14 protein-coding genes are annotated in these 15,971 nt (G+C 71.2%); 11 read left to right on the forward strand and 3 right to left on the reverse strand.

Going from position 1 to position 15,971, the window contains the following annotated elements; translation table 11 throughout:
* The first annotated feature begins 63 nt into the window (after nucleotides 1-63).
* The 8 genes from ACWD5F_RS08955 (at nucleotide 64) to ACWD5F_RS08990 (ending at nucleotide 11,330) form a co-directional block, all read left to right on the forward strand.
* Complete coding sequence (locus tag ACWD5F_RS08955) at nucleotides 64-1,374, forward strand: MFS transporter (RefSeq protein ID WP_451252518.1); 1,311 nt, start codon at nucleotides 64-66, stop codon at nucleotides 1,372-1,374.
* A gap of 70 nt (nucleotides 1,375-1,444) precedes the next feature.
* A complete protein-coding gene (locus ACWD5F_RS08960; RefSeq protein ID WP_451252520.1) occupies nucleotides 1,445-2,188 on the forward strand; it encodes an SDR family oxidoreductase in 744 nt (247 codons plus the stop codon).
* A gap of 4 nt (nucleotides 2,189-2,192) precedes the next feature.
* Nucleotides 2,193-3,410 (forward strand): aspartate transaminase, encoded by a 1,218-nt coding sequence (locus ACWD5F_RS08965; protein ID WP_451252522.1) that lies wholly within the window; start codon nucleotides 2,193-2,195, stop codon nucleotides 3,408-3,410.
* A complete protein-coding gene (locus ACWD5F_RS08970) occupies nucleotides 3,407-4,081 on the forward strand; it encodes a 4-carboxy-4-hydroxy-2-oxoadipate aldolase/oxaloacetate decarboxylase (RefSeq protein WP_451252523.1) in 675 nt (224 codons plus the stop codon). Before ACWD5F_RS08965 ends, ACWD5F_RS08970 begins: the two co-directional genes overlap by 4 nt.
* A gap of 162 nt (nucleotides 4,082-4,243) precedes the next feature.
* Entirely contained in the window at nucleotides 4,244-8,440 is a 4,197-nt protein-coding gene (locus tag ACWD5F_RS08975; RefSeq protein WP_451252525.1) for a molybdopterin-dependent oxidoreductase, read from the forward strand.
* 201 nt (nucleotides 8,441-8,641) lie between these two features.
* A complete protein-coding gene (locus ACWD5F_RS08980) occupies nucleotides 8,642-9,103 on the forward strand; it encodes a molybdopterin-dependent oxidoreductase (RefSeq protein ID WP_451252527.1) in 462 nt (153 codons plus the stop codon).
* A 31-nt stretch (nucleotides 9,104-9,134) separates the two neighbouring features.
* Nucleotides 9,135-10,070 (forward strand): LysR family transcriptional regulator, encoded by a 936-nt coding sequence (locus ACWD5F_RS08985; protein WP_451252529.1) that lies wholly within the window; start codon nucleotides 9,135-9,137, stop codon nucleotides 10,068-10,070.
* Between the two features lie 105 nt (nucleotides 10,071-10,175).
* Entirely contained in the window at nucleotides 10,176-11,330 is a 1,155-nt protein-coding gene (locus ACWD5F_RS08990) for an NAD-dependent formate dehydrogenase (protein ID WP_451252531.1), read from the forward strand.
* Between the two features lie 73 nt (nucleotides 11,331-11,403).
* Here ACWD5F_RS08990 and ACWD5F_RS08995 read toward each other — a convergent pair whose 3' ends face one another.
* From ACWD5F_RS08995 to ACWD5F_RS09005, 3 genes are all read right to left on the reverse strand, one after another.
* Complete coding sequence (locus tag ACWD5F_RS08995) at nucleotides 11,404-12,090, reverse strand: DUF305 domain-containing protein (RefSeq protein WP_451252533.1); 687 nt, start codon at nucleotides 12,088-12,090, stop codon at nucleotides 11,404-11,406.
* A gap of 99 nt (nucleotides 12,091-12,189) precedes the next feature.
* Nucleotides 12,190-12,582 carry a DUF6153 family protein gene (locus tag ACWD5F_RS09000; protein WP_451252535.1) on the reverse strand — a complete coding sequence of 131 codons (393 nt, stop codon included), beginning with the start codon at nucleotides 12,580-12,582 and terminating at the stop codon, nucleotides 12,190-12,192.
* Between the two features lie 55 nt (nucleotides 12,583-12,637).
* Entirely contained in the window at nucleotides 12,638-13,123 is a 486-nt protein-coding gene (locus tag ACWD5F_RS09005; RefSeq protein ID WP_451252537.1) for a DUF5990 family protein, read from the reverse strand.
* A gap of 105 nt (nucleotides 13,124-13,228) precedes the next feature.
* Here ACWD5F_RS09005 and ACWD5F_RS09010 point away from each other — a divergent pair, with 105 nt between their 5' ends.
* The 3 genes from ACWD5F_RS09010 (at nucleotide 13,229) to ACWD5F_RS09020 (ending at nucleotide 15,540) form a co-directional block, all read left to right on the forward strand.
* Nucleotides 13,229-13,906, forward strand: a complete 678-nt coding sequence (locus ACWD5F_RS09010; RefSeq protein ID WP_451252539.1) for a hypothetical protein — start codon at nucleotides 13,229-13,231, stop codon at nucleotides 13,904-13,906.
* 38 nt (nucleotides 13,907-13,944) lie between these two features.
* Nucleotides 13,945-14,706 carry a YcnI family copper-binding membrane protein gene (locus ACWD5F_RS09015; protein WP_451252540.1) on the forward strand — a complete coding sequence of 254 codons (762 nt, stop codon included), beginning with the start codon at nucleotides 13,945-13,947 and terminating at the stop codon, nucleotides 14,704-14,706.
* A gap of 129 nt (nucleotides 14,707-14,835) precedes the next feature.
* Nucleotides 14,836-15,540 (forward strand): hypothetical protein, encoded by a 705-nt coding sequence (locus tag ACWD5F_RS09020; RefSeq protein ID WP_451252542.1) that lies wholly within the window; start codon nucleotides 14,836-14,838, stop codon nucleotides 15,538-15,540.
* Nucleotides 15,541-15,971: the final 431 nt, after the last annotated feature.

Consider the following 15,971-nt stretch of genomic DNA (forward strand, 5'->3'; position numbering starts at 1 on the left):
AGCACCCCGCACGGAGCCGCAACACCCCTCATCCCACGCCTGCTGCTCAAGACAGGAGACGCCATGAGTACCGTGGCCGCTCAGCCAGTCCCCAACACGGTCGATCCCAGAACCGCCCGCAAGGTCACCCTCGCCGGATGCGTCGGAATCTTCGCCGAGCTCTACGACAACGGCATCTTCGGCTTCATGGCCGGATCGCTCGCCGCGGTCTTCTTCCCCGGCTCGGACAACGCGATCCAGCTCGTCTTCCTCGGCTACGCCGTCTCCTTCTTCTTCCGCCCCCTCGGCGCCGTCATCTGCGGTCACCTCGGCGACCGCATCGGACGCCAGCGGATGCTGGTCTTCGTCATCATGCTGATCAGCATCGCCACCGCGGCCATCGGCATCCTGCCGACCTACGCGAGCATCGGCGTCGCCGCGCCCGCCCTGCTGATCCTGCTCCGCGTCGCCCAGGGCTTCTCCGTCGGCGGCGAGGCGTCCGGCGCCATGAGCTTCCTCGCCGAGCACGCCCCGGAGGGCAGGCGCGGCCTCTACACCAGCTACGCGCAGATCGCCTCGTTCCTCGCCCTGCTCACCGGCACCCTGGTGGCCGCCGCCATGACCAGCGGACTCGGCGACGACCGCATGCAGTCCTGGGGCTGGCGCATCCCGTTCCTGCTCGCCGTGCCGCTCGGCGTCACCGGCATCTACATCCGCAAGCGGATCAGCGACACACCCAACTTCACCCGCCTCAAAGAAGAGGACGGGCTGTCCAAGAACCCCCTCAAGGAAGCGTTCAAGTCGCCCGAGCACCGCCGCGCCATGCTGCTCGCCCTGTTCATCCCGCTGATGAACGGCTCCGGTTACTACGTCCTGTTCAGCTACATGCCCACCTTCATGAGCAGCGAGCTGGACTTCGGCAAGGTCCAGGGCCTCCTCGTCACCGCCTCCAGCCTGGTCGCGATCTGTATCGCCATCCCGTACATGGGCCGTCTCTCCGACCGCATCGGGCGCAAGGGGGTCATCGCCGGCGCCGCGATCGCCATGGCCGTCGTCGGCATCCCCTGTTACCTGCTGATCGGCACCGGCAACGTGGCCCTCGCCGTCATCGGCGCCTGCATCATGGCCGTCGTGTTCGCCGGGCACACCGGCGTCATCCACATCCTGCTCGTCGAACTCTTCCCGACCCGCGTGCGCTACTCCGCCTACGGCCTGGGCTACAACGTCTCCTCCGCCCTCTTCGGCGGCACCGCCCCGCTGCTCATGACCTACCTGATCGACCGCACGGGCAACGTCAACATGCCGGCCTTCTACGCCGTCATCACCGCACTCGGCACGCTCATCGCCGTCTCCCGAGTGACGGACCGCGCGCATCTGCCCCTGCGCGACGCCTGACAGCCCCGCGAACTCCCGGCACCCGCACACCCGTCGCACCCCCCACCCCGCACAGCAAGGAGCCCTCAGCATGCCCATCTCCGACTACAGGACGGCCCTCGTCACCGGAGCGTCGACCGGCATCGGAGCCGTGGTCGTCGAGCGCCTCGCCAAGCGCGGCCTCGAAGTCCATGCCGTGGCCCGCAACGCCGACCGGCTCAACACCCTTGCCGACGAGACCGGTTGCATCCCCCACGCGGTCGACATCACCGACACGGAGGCGCTCACCGCCGTCCTCGACGGCCTGGAGATCGACGTCCTCGTCAACAACGCGGGCGTCTCCCGGACCGGCAACATCCTGACCGCCGACGAGTTCGCCGTCGACGAGCAGGTCGCCGTCAACATCCAGTCCGTGCTGCACCTGGTACGGCTGCTCATGCCCGGCATGGTCGAGCGCGACCTCGGCCACATCGTCAACATCAGCTCCATCGCCGGTGTCTACAACTTCGGCGGCAACACGATCTACCACGCCACCAAGGCCGCCGTGCACACCCTCTCCCGCCAGCTGCGGGTCGACGGTTACGGTCGCCGGGTCCGCGTCAGCGAGATCTGCCCCGGCCGCGTGGAGACGGAGATCTTCGGCCGGCTGCTCGGCGACATGGAGGCCGCCCAGCGCGAGTTCTACGACGGCTACGAGTCCCTCAAGCCCGAGGACATCGCCGACGCCATCGAGTTCGCCGTCGATGCGCCCCGGCACGTCAACATCGGCCACATCGAGATCCTGCCCACCTTCCAGGTGCCGGGCGGCCTCAACTTCGAGCGCAGGGAGGGCTGAGCCGATGCCCGTCGACACGGCACAGCGTGTACGTCGTATCAACCCCTCGCCCAGCACGGCGGCGGCCCAGCGCGTCCGCGAGCTGAAGAGCCAGGGCCTCACCATCCTCGACCTCACCGTGGGCGAGCCCGACTTCGACACCCCCGACCACGTCAAGGCCGCCGCGATCAAGGCCATCGAGGCGGGCGAGACCAAGTACACGCCGGTGAACGGCACTTCGGCCCTGCGCGCCGCGATCTCCGGCAAACTCCGCGAGCGCCACGGACTCGACGTCACCGACGCGCACATCACCGTCGGCGGCGGAGCCAAGCAGGTCATCTTCCTCGCCCTGATGGCCACCCTGGACGAAGGGGACGAGGCCATCGTCCCCGCCCCGTACTGGGTGTCCTACCCGGACATGGTCCGCGCCAACGACGGCACGCCGGTCATCGTCGACTGCCCGGAGACGGACGGCTTCAAGCTGACGCCGGAGCGCCTGGCGGCCGCGATCACCGACCGCACGCGCTGGGTCGTCCTCAACACCCCCGGCAATCCCACCGGATCCGCCTACACCACCGCCGAACTGCACGCCCTCGCCCAGGTGTTGCTGGATCACCCCCACGTCCGCGTCCTCACCGACGAGATCTACGACGAGATCTGGTACGGCGACGAGGACACCCCCTCCCTCGCCGCCGCCGAACCCCGCCTGGCCGACCGGGTGTTCCTCACCAACGGCGTCTCCAAGACGTACGCGATGACCGGCTGGCGCATCGGGTACGGAGTCGGTCCGGCGGACCTGGTGACCGCGATCAACACCCTCCAGTCCCAGACCTCCTCCTGCCCTTCCTCCATCAGCCAGGCCGCCGCTGCCGCCGCGCTCACGGGACCGCAGGACTTCGTACGGGACACCGTGCGCGTCTACCGCGAACGCCGTGACGCGACCGTGAAGCTCATCAACGATGTCCCCCGGCTCAGCTGCACCGTCCCGGACGGAGGTTTCTACCTTCTGGTGAACTGCCGTGCGGCCATTGGGCTGTTGACACCTGAGGGCCGGTCGATCGAGGACGACGAGGACTTCGCCCGTCACCTGCTCGACAGCCGCCAGGTAGCGGTGATCCACGGAGCCGCGTACGGCGCGCCCGGCTACTTCCGTATCTCGTTCGCCACCTCCACGGAGGTCCTGACCGAAGCCTGCACCCGTATCGCGGCCGCCTGCGCGGCCCTGTCCGAAAGGTCCTCATGATCCGCGTCAGCACCAAGTTCGAGCGGCCGGAACCCTCCGTCGTCCGGCAACTGAGCGCCTTCTCCTCGGCCACCGTCCACGAGGCACAGGGCCGGCTCGGGGCACTGGACTCGGCGATCAAGCCGGTCGACCACCGCATGTCCCTGTGCGGCCCCGCCTTCACCGTCCAGTGCGCCCCGCGCGACAACCTCATGCTCCAGACCGCCATTGCCTACGCCCAGCCCGGCGACGTCGTGGTCGTGTCCGCCGGCAACTACGAGGAGGCGGGCTCCTTCGGTGACGTCCTCGCCAACGCCTGCCAGTCCAAGGGCCTCGCCGGACTGATCACCGACACGGGCGTGCGGGACACCGAGGACCTGCGCGACCTGGGCTTCCCGGTCTTCTCCCGCAGCGTCTCGATCAAGGGCACGGTCAAGGAGACCGTCGGCCCGATGTGCGAGCCGGTCACCATCGGCGGGGTGCTCGTCCGCCCCGGCGACGTGATGCGGGCCGACGCCGACGGCGTGGTCGTCGTCCGCCAGGAGGACGCGGCCGAGGCGGTCGCCGCCTCGCAGCGGCGGGTCGACACGGAGGCGGAGTTCATCGCGGCGTACCGGGCGGGCCGCACGGTCGTCGAGATCTGCGGCCTCGAACCGCTGCTGGCGGCGAAAGGCCTGGTCATCGAGGAGTAGGACGCCGCGAGGCCCTGGTCGGCGACCCCTCTCACACCGTCCGCCCCGCCCCTGTGCGTCCCGCGTAACCCCGGCCGACCGGCCCAGGAGACACCGGCGTAATGGGCATTTCGTACGGTCGCGGAAGCTCCACCCGCACGGGACGATCAGGAGAGGCAGGGGATGCCCGTGGCCGCGCCGCACTCGGGGAACGCCGGCACGAGGAAGGTGCGCACGGTCTGCTCGTACTGCGGAGTGGGCTGCGGCATGGTCCTCGACGTCGGCATGGGCCCGGACGGACGGCGTACGGTCCTGAAGGCGTCCGGCGACAAGGCGCACCCCGCGAACTTCGGCCGGCTGTGCACCAAGGGCGCGACCACCGCCGACATGCTGGCCGCGCCCGGCCGGCTGACCACCGCCCTGCGCCGGCCCGAGCGGGGCGCGCAGGAGGTGCCCGCCGCCCTGGCCCCGGCGATCACCGAGACGGCCCGCCGGCTGCGCGCGATCATCGACGAGCACGGGCCCGACGCGGTCGCCTTCTACGTCTCCGGGCAGATGGGGCTCGAAGCCCAGTACCTGGCGAACAAGCTGGCCAAGGGGTTCGTGCGGACCAACCAGATCGAGTCGAACTCCCGGCTGTGCATGGCCAGCGCCGGCACCGGCTACAAACTGTCGCTCGGGGCGGACGGCCCGCCCGGCTCGTACCAGGACCTCGACCGCGCCGACGTCTTCTTCGTCATCGGCTCGAACATGGCCGACTGCCACCCCATCCTCTTCCTGCGCATGATGGACCGGGTGAAGTCGGGCGGGGCGAAGCTGATCGTCGTCGACCCGCGCCGCACCACCACCGCCGAGAAGGCCGACCTGTTCCTCCAGATCAAGCCGGGCACCGATCTGGCCCTGCTCAACGGCCTGTTGCACCTCCTGTACGAGAACGGGCACACCGACCCCGACTTCATCGCCCGGTACACCGAGGGCTGGGACGCCATGCCCGCCTTCCTCGCCGACTACCCGCCCGCCGCCGTCGCCGAGATCACCGGCCTCGCCGAGGACGACCTGCGGGAGGCCGCCCGGCTGATCGGCGAGGCGGGGGAGTGGACCAGTTGCTGGACCATGGGTCTCAACCAGTCCACGCACGGCACCTGGAACACCAACGCCCTGGTCAACCTGCATCTCGCGACGGGCGCGATCTGCCGCCCGGGCAGCGGCCCCTTCTCCCTCACCGGCCAGCCCAACGCCATGGGCGGCCGGGAGATGGGGTACATGGGGCCGGGCCTGCCCGGGCAGCGGTCCGTGCTGGTCGACCAGGAGCGGGCGTTCATCGAGGAGTTGTGGGGGCTGCCGGCCGGCAGCGTCCGCGCCGACGGGGTCGGCAAGGGAACCGTCGAGATGTTCCGGAAGATGGCCGACGGCGAGATCAAGGCCTGCTGGATCATCTGCACCAACCCGGTCGCCTCCGTCGGCAACCGCAAGACGGTCATCGAGGGCCTGGAGGCGGCCGAGTTCGTCGTCACCCAGGACGCGTTCGCCGAGACCGAGACCAACGCGTACGCCGATGTCGTACTGCCCGCCGCCCTGTGGACCGAGTCCGAGGGCGTCCTCATCAACAGCGAGCGCAACCTCACCCTCGCCGCCCCGGCCGCCGACCCGCCCGGCGAGGCGATGGCCGACTGGCGGATCATCGCGGCCGTCGCCCGGGAGATGGGCTACGAGGAGGCCTTCTCCTACGACAGTGCCGAAGAAATCTTCGAGGAGCTCAAGCGGGCCTGGAACCCGAAGACCGGCTGGGACCTGCGCGGAGTGACCTACGAACGGCTGCGCTCCACGCCCGTGCAGTGGCCGGCCCCGACCGAGGACGGACCCGACCGCAACCCCGTGCGGTACGTCAACGAGGACGGCTCGCTCACCTTCCCCACCGCGAGCGGCCGTGCCGTCTTCTACGCCCGCCCGCACGTCCCGGCCGCCGAAATGCCCGACGACGACTACCCGTTCGTCCTCAACACGGGGCGCCTGCAACACCAGTGGCACACACTCACCAAGACCGCGAAGGTGCCCAAGCTGAACAGGCTCGACCCCGGGCCCTTCGTCGAGCTGCATCCACAGGATGCCGCCCAACTCGGCGTAAGCGACGGCGACTCGGTGGAGGTGGCTTCCCGGCGCGGGCGTGCCGTGCTGCCCGCCGTGGTCACCGACCGTGTACAGCCGGGGAGTTGCTTCGCGCCCTTCCACTGGAACGACGTGTTCGGGGAGTACCTGAGCGTCAACGCGGTCACCAGTGACGCCGTCGATCCGCTGTCCTTCCAGCCCGAGTTGAAGGTCTGCGCGGTGTCGCTGACGAAGGTGTCGACGCCGGTGACGGTACGGATTCCGGGGCCGGGTGCGGTGAGTTCGGGCACGGAGAGCTCGGGCACGGAGAGCTCGGATACGCAGAGGCTGGATGCGCAGAGGCTGGATACGGAGAAGCCCGGCGCGGTGATCGTGCCCTCCGGCGGACCCTTCGGTCTCGAACCCGGCCCACCGCCCCAACTCACCGCCCTCGAACGGCAGTACCTCGTCGGCTTCCTGGCCGGCATTCCCTCCGGAGCCCCGGGCGTGCCCGTCCTCCCGCCCTCCGCCCCCTTCAGCGCCGAGCACGCCCTGTGGGTCAACGGCGTGCTGGCCGGCATGTACTCGCGGGCGACACCGGGCACCGCCGACACCCTCCTGCCGGCGAGGTCGCCCGGCCGTGAGGTGGTGATCCTGTGGGCCTCGCAGACCGGCAACGCCGAGGAGTTCGCCGCCGCGATCGCCGAGCGGCTCAAGACGGACGGTCACGCGCCCTCCCTGCTCGGCATGGACGAGACCGACCCCGCCACCCTGCCGCCCGGCGCGGATCTGCTCCTCGTCACCAGTACCTTCGGCGACGGCGACGCCCCCGACAACGGCACCGGCTTCTGGGAGACCCTGGCAGCCCCCGACACCCCGCGCATGGAAGGCCGCCGCTACGCCGTCCTGGCCTTCGGTGACTCCTCCTACGACGACTTCTGCGGCCACGGCCGCCGCCTGGACCAACGCCTGCGGGAACTGGGCGCGTTGAGCCTCACCCCCCGCACGGACTGCGAGCCGGATTACGAGGACGCGGCGCACGCGTGGCTGGACGAGGTGCTCACGGCGCTCGCCGGGACACCGGAACGGGAGCTCACGCCCACGGCCCCCGAGCCCACGGCTCCCGTGCCGACGGCCCTCACCCCGACCGCGCCCGCAGGAGCACGTACACGAAAGCCCGTCCCCGTCACCGCCCGCCTCACCGGCAACCGCCTGCTCAGCCGCCCCGGTGCCGGCAAGGAGGTCCGCCGGTTCACCTTCGACACCCGTGACAGCGAGATCCCGCTCGTCTACGAGGCGGGCGACGCGCTCGGCGTCCGGCCGCTCAACTCCCATGCCCTGGTGGGGGAGTGGCTGACCGTCACCGGCCTGGACGCGGGCACGCCGGTCGACGTGAACGGCGTAGGAGAGGTCCCGCTCGGTGAGGCGCTGCTGCGGCACCTCGACATCACCCGGATCACCCCGGGACTGCTCCGCTTCCTGACCGAACGGGTCGGCGACCCGAGGGAGTTGAAGAAGCTTCAGCGCCCCGACAACAAGGACGGCCTGGCGAAGTGGTGTTGGGGCCGGCAGGCCGTCGACGTGGTCGCCGAGCACCCGGTCCGGGCCGGCGCCCAGGAGTGGACGGACGTCCTCGGGCGCCTCCAACCCCGCCTGTACTCCATATCGTCCAGCCCACTGACCGACCCCCACCAGGTCTCCCTCACCGTCTCCGTCGTGCGCTACGAGAACCTGGCGGGCCGCCCGCGCCAGGGCGTCTGCTCGCCGTTCCTCGCCGACGCCGCACCGGACACTCCCGTACCGGTGCACGTCCAGCGCTCCCCGCACTTCCGCCCGCCCGTCGACCCCGCCACCCCCATGGTCATGATCGGCCCCGGCACCGGAGTCGCCCCCTTCGTCGGCTTCCTGGAACAGCGCCGCGCCCTCGGCCACCGCGGCCCCAACTGGCTGTTCTTCGGCGAACAGCACCGGGCCACCGACTTCTACTACGAGGACGAGTTGACCGATCTCCTCGCCGACGGCACCCTCGACCGCCTCGACACCGCCTTCTCCCGCGACCAGCGCGCCAAGGTCTACGTCCAGGACCGCATGCGCGAACACGGCCCCCTGCTCTGGTCCCGCCTCCAGGAGGGCGCCCATCTCTACGTCTGCGGCGACGCCTCCCGCATGGCCAAGGACGTCGACCGGGCCCTGCGGGACATCGCCGCCCTGCACGGCGGTCTCGACGAGGCCGGGGCGGCGGCGTACGTGAAGCAGCTCGCGGCGGAGAAGCGGTACGTCAGGGACGTGTACTGAGCGGCTCCCGGCCGGAGGCGAGGAGCGGCTCCCGGGAGATGTGAGGAGCGGCCGGCTCCCGGCAGAGGTGAGCGAGACGGCAGATGCGAGGGTGAATTATGCTTTTGCCTCGCACGAGCTTGGCTGAATTGCCGTTCACATGCGCAGACGCGTTTGTCGGGCCCCGTCTCCCGGGTACCGTCTTGCGGGAGGTGGTGGCCCGTGAGCCAGTCCCTGATCCAGCCGGTCGCCGAGCTCGCCCTGACCGGGGACCTCGCCCGACCGGCCCGGCTGACCGTGCCGGACCTGCTCGGCTGGCCGCAGCACCGGGTCCGGGTGACCTTCGACTGCGCCACCAGCGGCCCCCAGCACCACCACTTCACGGGACCGCGCCTGTACGACGTCCTCACCGACGCCGGACCCGGCTTCGACCCCCGCCGCCGCAAGGACCGGCTGCGCTTCCTGATCGCCGTCACCGGCACCGACGGCCACCACGCGCTGCTGACCTGGGCCGAGATCGACCCCGACTTCGCGCACGCGCCCGTCCTGCTCGCGGCGAGCATCGACGACACCCCGCTCGACCGCGCGGGACCGCAACTCGTGCTGCCGCAGGACCGCTGCGGCGCCCGCTACATCAGCGGCATCAGCGCGATCCGTGTCGACGGGGGCTACCCGGGACCGTGAACCGGGACCGGTAACAGGGCACTCTGATCACATGCTGCTCCGCAGGCTCGAATACCTCGTCGCACTCGCCCGCGAACGCCACTTCGCGCGCGCCGCGGCCGCCTGCTATGTCTCCCAGCCGACCCTGTCCGCCGCGATCCGCCGTCTCGAACACGAGCTGGACGTCCCGATCGTGCGCCGCGGCAGACGGTACGAGGGCCTCACTCCCGAGGGCGAGGTGGTCCTGGCATGGGCGCACCGCATCCTCGCCGAACGGGACGCCCTGCAACAGGAGTTGTCCGCCCTGCGCGACGGCCTGGCCGGCACCCTGCGGCTCGGTGTCGTGCCCACCGCGCTGCCCGCCGCCTCCCTGCTCACCACCCCGTTCTGCGACCGCCACCCGCGCGCCCGGGTCACCCTGGAGTCGCTGTCCTCCGTCGACATCACCCAAGGACTCACCGAGTTCGAGCTGGACGCGGCGATGACGTACCTCGACGACGACACCCTGCGGCACGTACGCCGCATCCCGCTCTACGAGGAGCGGTACGTCCTGCTCACCCCCGTCGGCGGCGCGCTCGCCGGAGTGCCCGAAGCCCGCTGGTCCCAGGCCGCCGCGCTGCCGCTGTGCCTGCTCAACCCCCGGATGCGCAACCGCCGCATCATGGACGAGTGCTTCGCCGCCGAGGGCGTCACGGCCACGCCCGCCATCGAGTCGGACAGCGTCGCCGGGCTCTACGCCCATCTGACCGGCGGCCGTTGGTCCAGCGTGATCTCGCACGCGTGGCTGTACATGTTCGGCGTCCCGGACGGCATGCGGGTCATACCGCTGGAAGGCCCCGCGCACGGGCCGCGCGTCGGCCTGGTCGTCGCTCATAGCGAGCCCCAATCGGTCCTGGCCGAGGCGCTGTTGAAGGTCGCGCGGGAGGCGGGGGTGCGGGACGCGCTGGACGAACTGCTGCACACCTACCTGGGAAGCGCCGGGAGTTGATAGCCGTCGGCTATCCCGACATCACAAAGAACGCTTTGACCAGGGCGATCGTCCGCGAGCATCGTGAACAGCACCTTCCCGCAACGCCAGTTGAGGAGCCGCGACATGGCCAAGGTGCTCTGCGTGCTGTACGACGACCCCACCGACGGTTACCCGACCACGTACGCCCGCGACGACCTCCCCGCGATCGACCACTACCCCGGCGGCCAGACCACCCCGACCCCCGAGGCGGTCGACTTCACCCCGGGCCAGCTCCTCGGCAGCGTCTCCGGCGAACTCGGCCTGCGCGCCTTCCTGGAGAAGGCAGGCCACACCCTCGTCGTCACCTCCGACAAGGACGGCGCGGGCTCCGCCTTCGACCGTGAACTGGTCGACGCGGACGTCGTGATCTCGCAGCCCTTCTGGCCCGCGTACCTCACCCCGGAGCGCATCGCCGCCGCGAAGAACCTCAAGCTCGCCGTCACCGCCGGCATCGGCTCCGACCACGTCGACCTGGACGCCGCGATCGCGCACGGAGTGACGGTCGCCGAGGTGACGTACTGCAACAGCATCAGCGTCGCCGAGCACGTGGTGATGATGACCCTGTCGCTGGTGCGCAACTACCTGCCCTCGCACCAGGTCGTCCTCGACGGCGGCTGGAACATCGCGGACTGCGTGGAGCGTTCGTACGACCTCGAAGGCATGCACGTCGGCACGGTCGCCGCCGGGCGGATCGGGCTCGCGGTGCTGCGCCGGCTCGCGCCCTTCGACGTGAAGCTGCACTACACCGACCGGCACCGGCTGCCCGAGGACATCGAGCGCGAGCTGGGCCTGACCTGGCACGAGAGCGCCGCCGCCATGGTGCCGCACTGCGACGTCGTCACCATCAACGCGCCGCTGCACCCCGAGACGGAGGGCCTGTTCGGCGACGAGCTGATCGGCACGATGAAGCGCGGCGCCTATCTCATCAACACCGCGCGGGCGAAGATCGCCGACCGGGACGCCGTCGACCGGGCCCTGCGCAGCGGGCAGTTGGCGGGGTACGCGGGTGATGTCTGGTACCCGCAGCCGGCCCCCGCCGACCACCCCTGGCGGACCATGCCGCACCACGGCATGACCCCGCACATCTCCGGTTCCTCCCTCTCCGCGCAGGCCCGTTACGCGGCCGGCACCCGGGAGATCCTGGAGTCCTTCTTCGCGGGGCGGCCCATCCGCGACGAGTATCTGATCGTGGAGGGCGGCCACTTGGCGGGCACGGGCGCCCACTCGTACTCCGTGTAGAGGGGTAGAGCAGTAGAGGGGGGCGGGAGGATGGGAGGACCGGTGCCCGGCACCGGTCCTCCCACCCGCTCACTCAGCCCTTGCCGAGGAGCTTCTTCATCTCGGCGATCTCGGCGGTCTGGCCGGTGACGATGTCACCGGCCATGTCCTTGGCGGGACCGTAACCGCCCTTGCTCTTCTCGGTGTTGGCCATGGTCACGGCACCCTGGTGGTGCTCGGTCATCATGGTCAGGAACATGGTGTCGAAGGCGCTGCCGGACGCCTTCTTCAGCTCGTTCATGTCCTGGTCGGCCATCATCCCCGGCATCCCGGAGTGCTCCGAGTGGTTCGTGCCGGGCTTCTCGCCCCAGGCCTTCAGCCAGCCGGACATCGTCCTGATCTCCGGGTCCTGGGCCTTCTCGATCCGCGAGGCCAGGCTCTTGACCTGGGCCGACGAAGCTCGGTCGGCGGCGAGCGCGGCCATCTCCAGGGCCTCCTGGTGATGCGGGATCATGCCCTGCGCGAAGGCCACGTCCTGGGCGTTGTGGCTGCGGGCGCCGGTGCCGGCGCCCGTGCCGGTCGAGGACGCGGTGGAACCGTGGCCGTCGTGGCCGCTGTCACCGTCCTCACTGCCACAAGCGGTGAGGACGAGCGCGGCGGACACGGCGGTGGCCACCAGGGCGACGCGGCGGATGGGCGACGTACGGATGGGCGACGTACGGATGGGTGACGTACGAATCTGGGACGTACGAATCCGGGACGTACGAACGGTGTTGCGCATGCGGGAACTCCTGCTGTGCGAAAGGGATCTGGCGTGTGAGGGCGCGCGCGAGCCCACCGCGTCGCCCCGACGACGGGGGCGCGGTGCTCGCAACGGCCTCTAGATCCGCAGGAGTTGGAGTTCGGCCAGGTCCGGTGGCGCACGGCCGCCGTCCGGCGCGGTGACGGCGTACGAGCGTGGCGCCTCGGCCGGTACGGCGGCGGCCACCGGGTCGGGCACGAGCGCGGGCAGTGCGGGCCCGCCGCTCACCGCCCCGGACACGCAGGTCCGGTCGGCGTGATGCATCTGCCCCGACCCGCAGTCGTCGCCGGCACAGTCCCCGTGCGCGGCGGCCGCGACCGTCATGTGCCGGTCGGCGGAGTGCTCGTGCATACCGCCACCGGGAGCCAGCGCGTGCATGCCGAGGAGTCCGACCAGCAGCCCGAGCACGAGCAGCGCCTGCCACCGCACGGGGTGCGGCGGCGCGGTGCGTTGCTGTGCGCGGGCTGTCACGCGGCTCATGCTACGCACACCGTTCCTGCCCGCCGGCGGTCACCCTCGGCGACGGTCACTTCTGATCGGGGCTGTCGCTCTCCGCCGTCCAGACGATCCGCGGCGGCACCACGCGCGCGCAGAGCGGCCCGCCGCGGGCGTCCGTCAGCCCGAGCCGCCCGACCAGCAGCCCCTCGCGCACGGCGGCCTCGAGCACCTCGCCCGGCACCGCGTCGAGCATCAACTTGGCGCGGCGGAACATCGTGAAGGCGCCGGCCTCGTCGACCGACCCCCACGAGAGGTAGACGAACCGGCCGCCCGGTCCGCCCTGCACATAGGGCCCCTTCACATCCGTACCGTCCCCGGAGACAACGGCGGTGCACTCCAGCGTCCAACTCACAGACCCGGCGTCCCCGGGCGTGGCACCGAGCAGCTCGGCCGGTCGGTTCCGGCGCTGCACGGCGACATGGATGTTCGCGTACGACGGGACGCCCTCGGCGGGTCCGCAGTCGCGGCCCGGCAGGTCGACGGCGTCGATACGGATGCGCAGACCGGCCGTCATGCCGTCACCGCCTCGGTTCGTTGCCCTGTGGGACTCCAGTGTGCGGCTGTGGGCTTCGGTATCCGCGGGGCGGGGCCGCACCGGCGCGTGGCAGGATCAGGCGCCATGACGGCGTCTCCTACGGTACGCACGCTGCGCGCGGCGGTCTTCGCCGCGCTGTGCGTGCTGCTCGCCGCCGGAGGACACGCCCTGGCCACCGGTTCGGCGCCGCCCGTGTGGGCGCAGGCCGCCGGGTTCGCGCCGGTCTTCGGGGCCGCGTACCTGCTGGGCGGCCGGGAGCGCTCGCTGGCCGCCATCGGGGCCGCCACCCTCACCGCGCAGGGCGGACTGCACCTGACCTTCGACGCCGCACGCGCCCATGGTTTGGGCTCTCTCCGCTCGATGACCTCCATGCAGGGCATGACCTCGATGCGGGGCATGTCGGGGATGCAGGGCATGGCGTCCGGGCACGGCATGCGGATGGCCGCGCACGCGCAGGTCCACAGCCACACCCATGCCCTGACCCCGCACGCCACCGCCGCCCACGTCACGGCCGCGGTCCTGCTCACCTGGTGGCTCCGGCGCGGCGAGGCCGCCCTGTGGTCGCTGCTGCGCCGGGCCGCCGCGCTGGTGCCGGGTCTCGCGGCGTGGTGGCAGGTGCGCGACGGCGCGCGGGACGTGCCGGCCGCACCGGACGCCGTGGCCCTCTGCGCGGTCCGGCCACGACCGCTCGGACAGCAACTCCTGCTGCGACACGCGGTGCAGCGGCGCGGGCCGCCGCTGGGGACTTCGTACGCGAACTGACCCCAACACACCTTTCCAGTACGGAGATCGGCCCACCCATGTCCCCAGTACGCACCACCCTGCGCCGCGCCGGAATCGTCACCGGCCTCGCCGCCACCGCGATCATGACCGCCGCGGGCATCGCCTCCGCGCACGTCACCGTCCACCCCGAGAGCTACGCGAAGGGCGCCACGGACGGTGTCCTGACCTTCCGCGTGCCCAACGAGGAGGACACCGCGAGCACCACCAAGGTGCAGGTCTTCCTGCCCACCGACCACCCCGTCCTCGGCGTGCTCGTCTCCCCGCACGACGGCTGGACCGCCAAGGTCACCACCACCAAGCTCAAGACGCCGGTCAAGACCGACGACGGCACCATCACCGACGCGGTCTCCGCGGTCACCTGGACCGGCGGGAAGATCGGCGCGGGACAGTTCGAGGACTTCGACGTCGCCTTCGGGCAACTGCCCGACGACACCGACCAGTTGACCTTCAAGACCCTCCAGACGTACTCCGACGGCAAGACCGTCCGCTGGATCGAGGAGGCGCAGTCGGGCGACGAGGAACCGGAGAACCCGGCGCCGGTCCTGAAGCTGACCGCCAAGGGCGCCGCGGAGGACGGCGATTCGGCGGCCGCGCCGTCCGCGTCGGCGACCACGCAGGCGTCGGCGTCCGACAGTTCGGGCACCTCCAGCAGTTCCGACGCCAGTGACTCCACCGCGCGCGGGCTAGGCATCGCCGGTCTCGTCGTGGGCGTACTGGGCCTGGCGGCGGCCGCGTTCGCCGTCGCGCGCGGTCGGTCGGCGGGGGCCGGCAAGGAGTAGGCACCCGGCCCCGGACCTGGCCGCTCTCTCCCTTGTGTCCTGGGTCACAGCCTGTGAGTTGAGTCTGGTGCCCTGTGCACTTCCGTACTCACCTCTGCCGGCGACGACCCGGATGCAAGGATGAGGCGCATGAAGCCAGGGTGGTGTGCACGTACGACACGAGCCGCGGTGTTCGCGGCCGTGTGCGTGCTGCTCGCCGCCCTCGGCCACGTGCTGATGTCCGGCAGCGAGGTGCCCCTGTGGGCGCTCGCCGCCGGCGCGGCCGTGACCGGCGCCGCGGGGTGGTGCCTGGCGGGCCGTGAACGCGGGCTCCCGCTGATCGTGGCCGTCGTGGTCGCCGCCCAGACCGTGCTCCACTCGGCGTTCTCGCTGGCGCAGTCGGCGCACGTCGACGCGGGGCACGCCATGGACTCCATGGACATGGGCGGGATGCACATGTCCTCGACGGACTCCATGGACATGGCCTCGATGGGCACGACGGCGTCCATGTCCGGGGGTTCGGGGAGCCCGACGGGTGCCGCGGACTCCATGGACATGGGCTTCTCCCTGCACGGCACCTCGTCCTCCCTCGGCATGCTCGCCGCCCACCTGCTGGCCGCGCTGCTGTGCGGGCTGTGGCTGGCATACGGGGAACGCGCGGCCTTCCGCATCCTGCGGGCCGTCGCCGCGCGGCTGGTGGCCCCGCTCGAGCTGCTGCTCGCGCTGCCCGCCACCCCGGACCGCCCGCGGGTACGCTCGCGCCGCCGGCGTTCCGACCGGGCGCCGCGCCTGCTCCACCTCACCCACACGATCACCTCTCGGGGGCCGCCCACGGCCACGGCTGTCGTCCGATGACAGCCGGTTCCCGGGGCGGCCCCTGCGCACGCCCCGGTCACGGCCGTACGCGCGCGTCGACGCCGTAGGGCCGACCTCCCCTTGCACCGGACCGCCCACGCCTGGGCCGTGTCCGCAAAGCCCCTCCCTCAGCGGGGGTTCCCAGCCACGCGACGCCCGGCACGCACTCTCGCCGCACCGAGCGAATGCCCGAGTACGCCCAGTACGAGGGCTTCCGCCCGGCACCCCCAGCTTCCGTCCGGGGGGACCCCGAGAGCACGCACCGGACACCGCGCGGCCCGCCCTCCCGGCGGACGACGGGACTTTGCGGACACGACCTGGCGCGCCCCACGGTCCGGATCACGGATCCCGAGAAGGACCCCAGGTGATCACTCCTGCCCTGCCCGCGCCCCGCGCGGAGTCCGACGTCCTCGATATCGCCGACGCCGAAC

It is taken from the genome of Streptomyces sp. NPDC002499 (assembly GCF_053595415.1).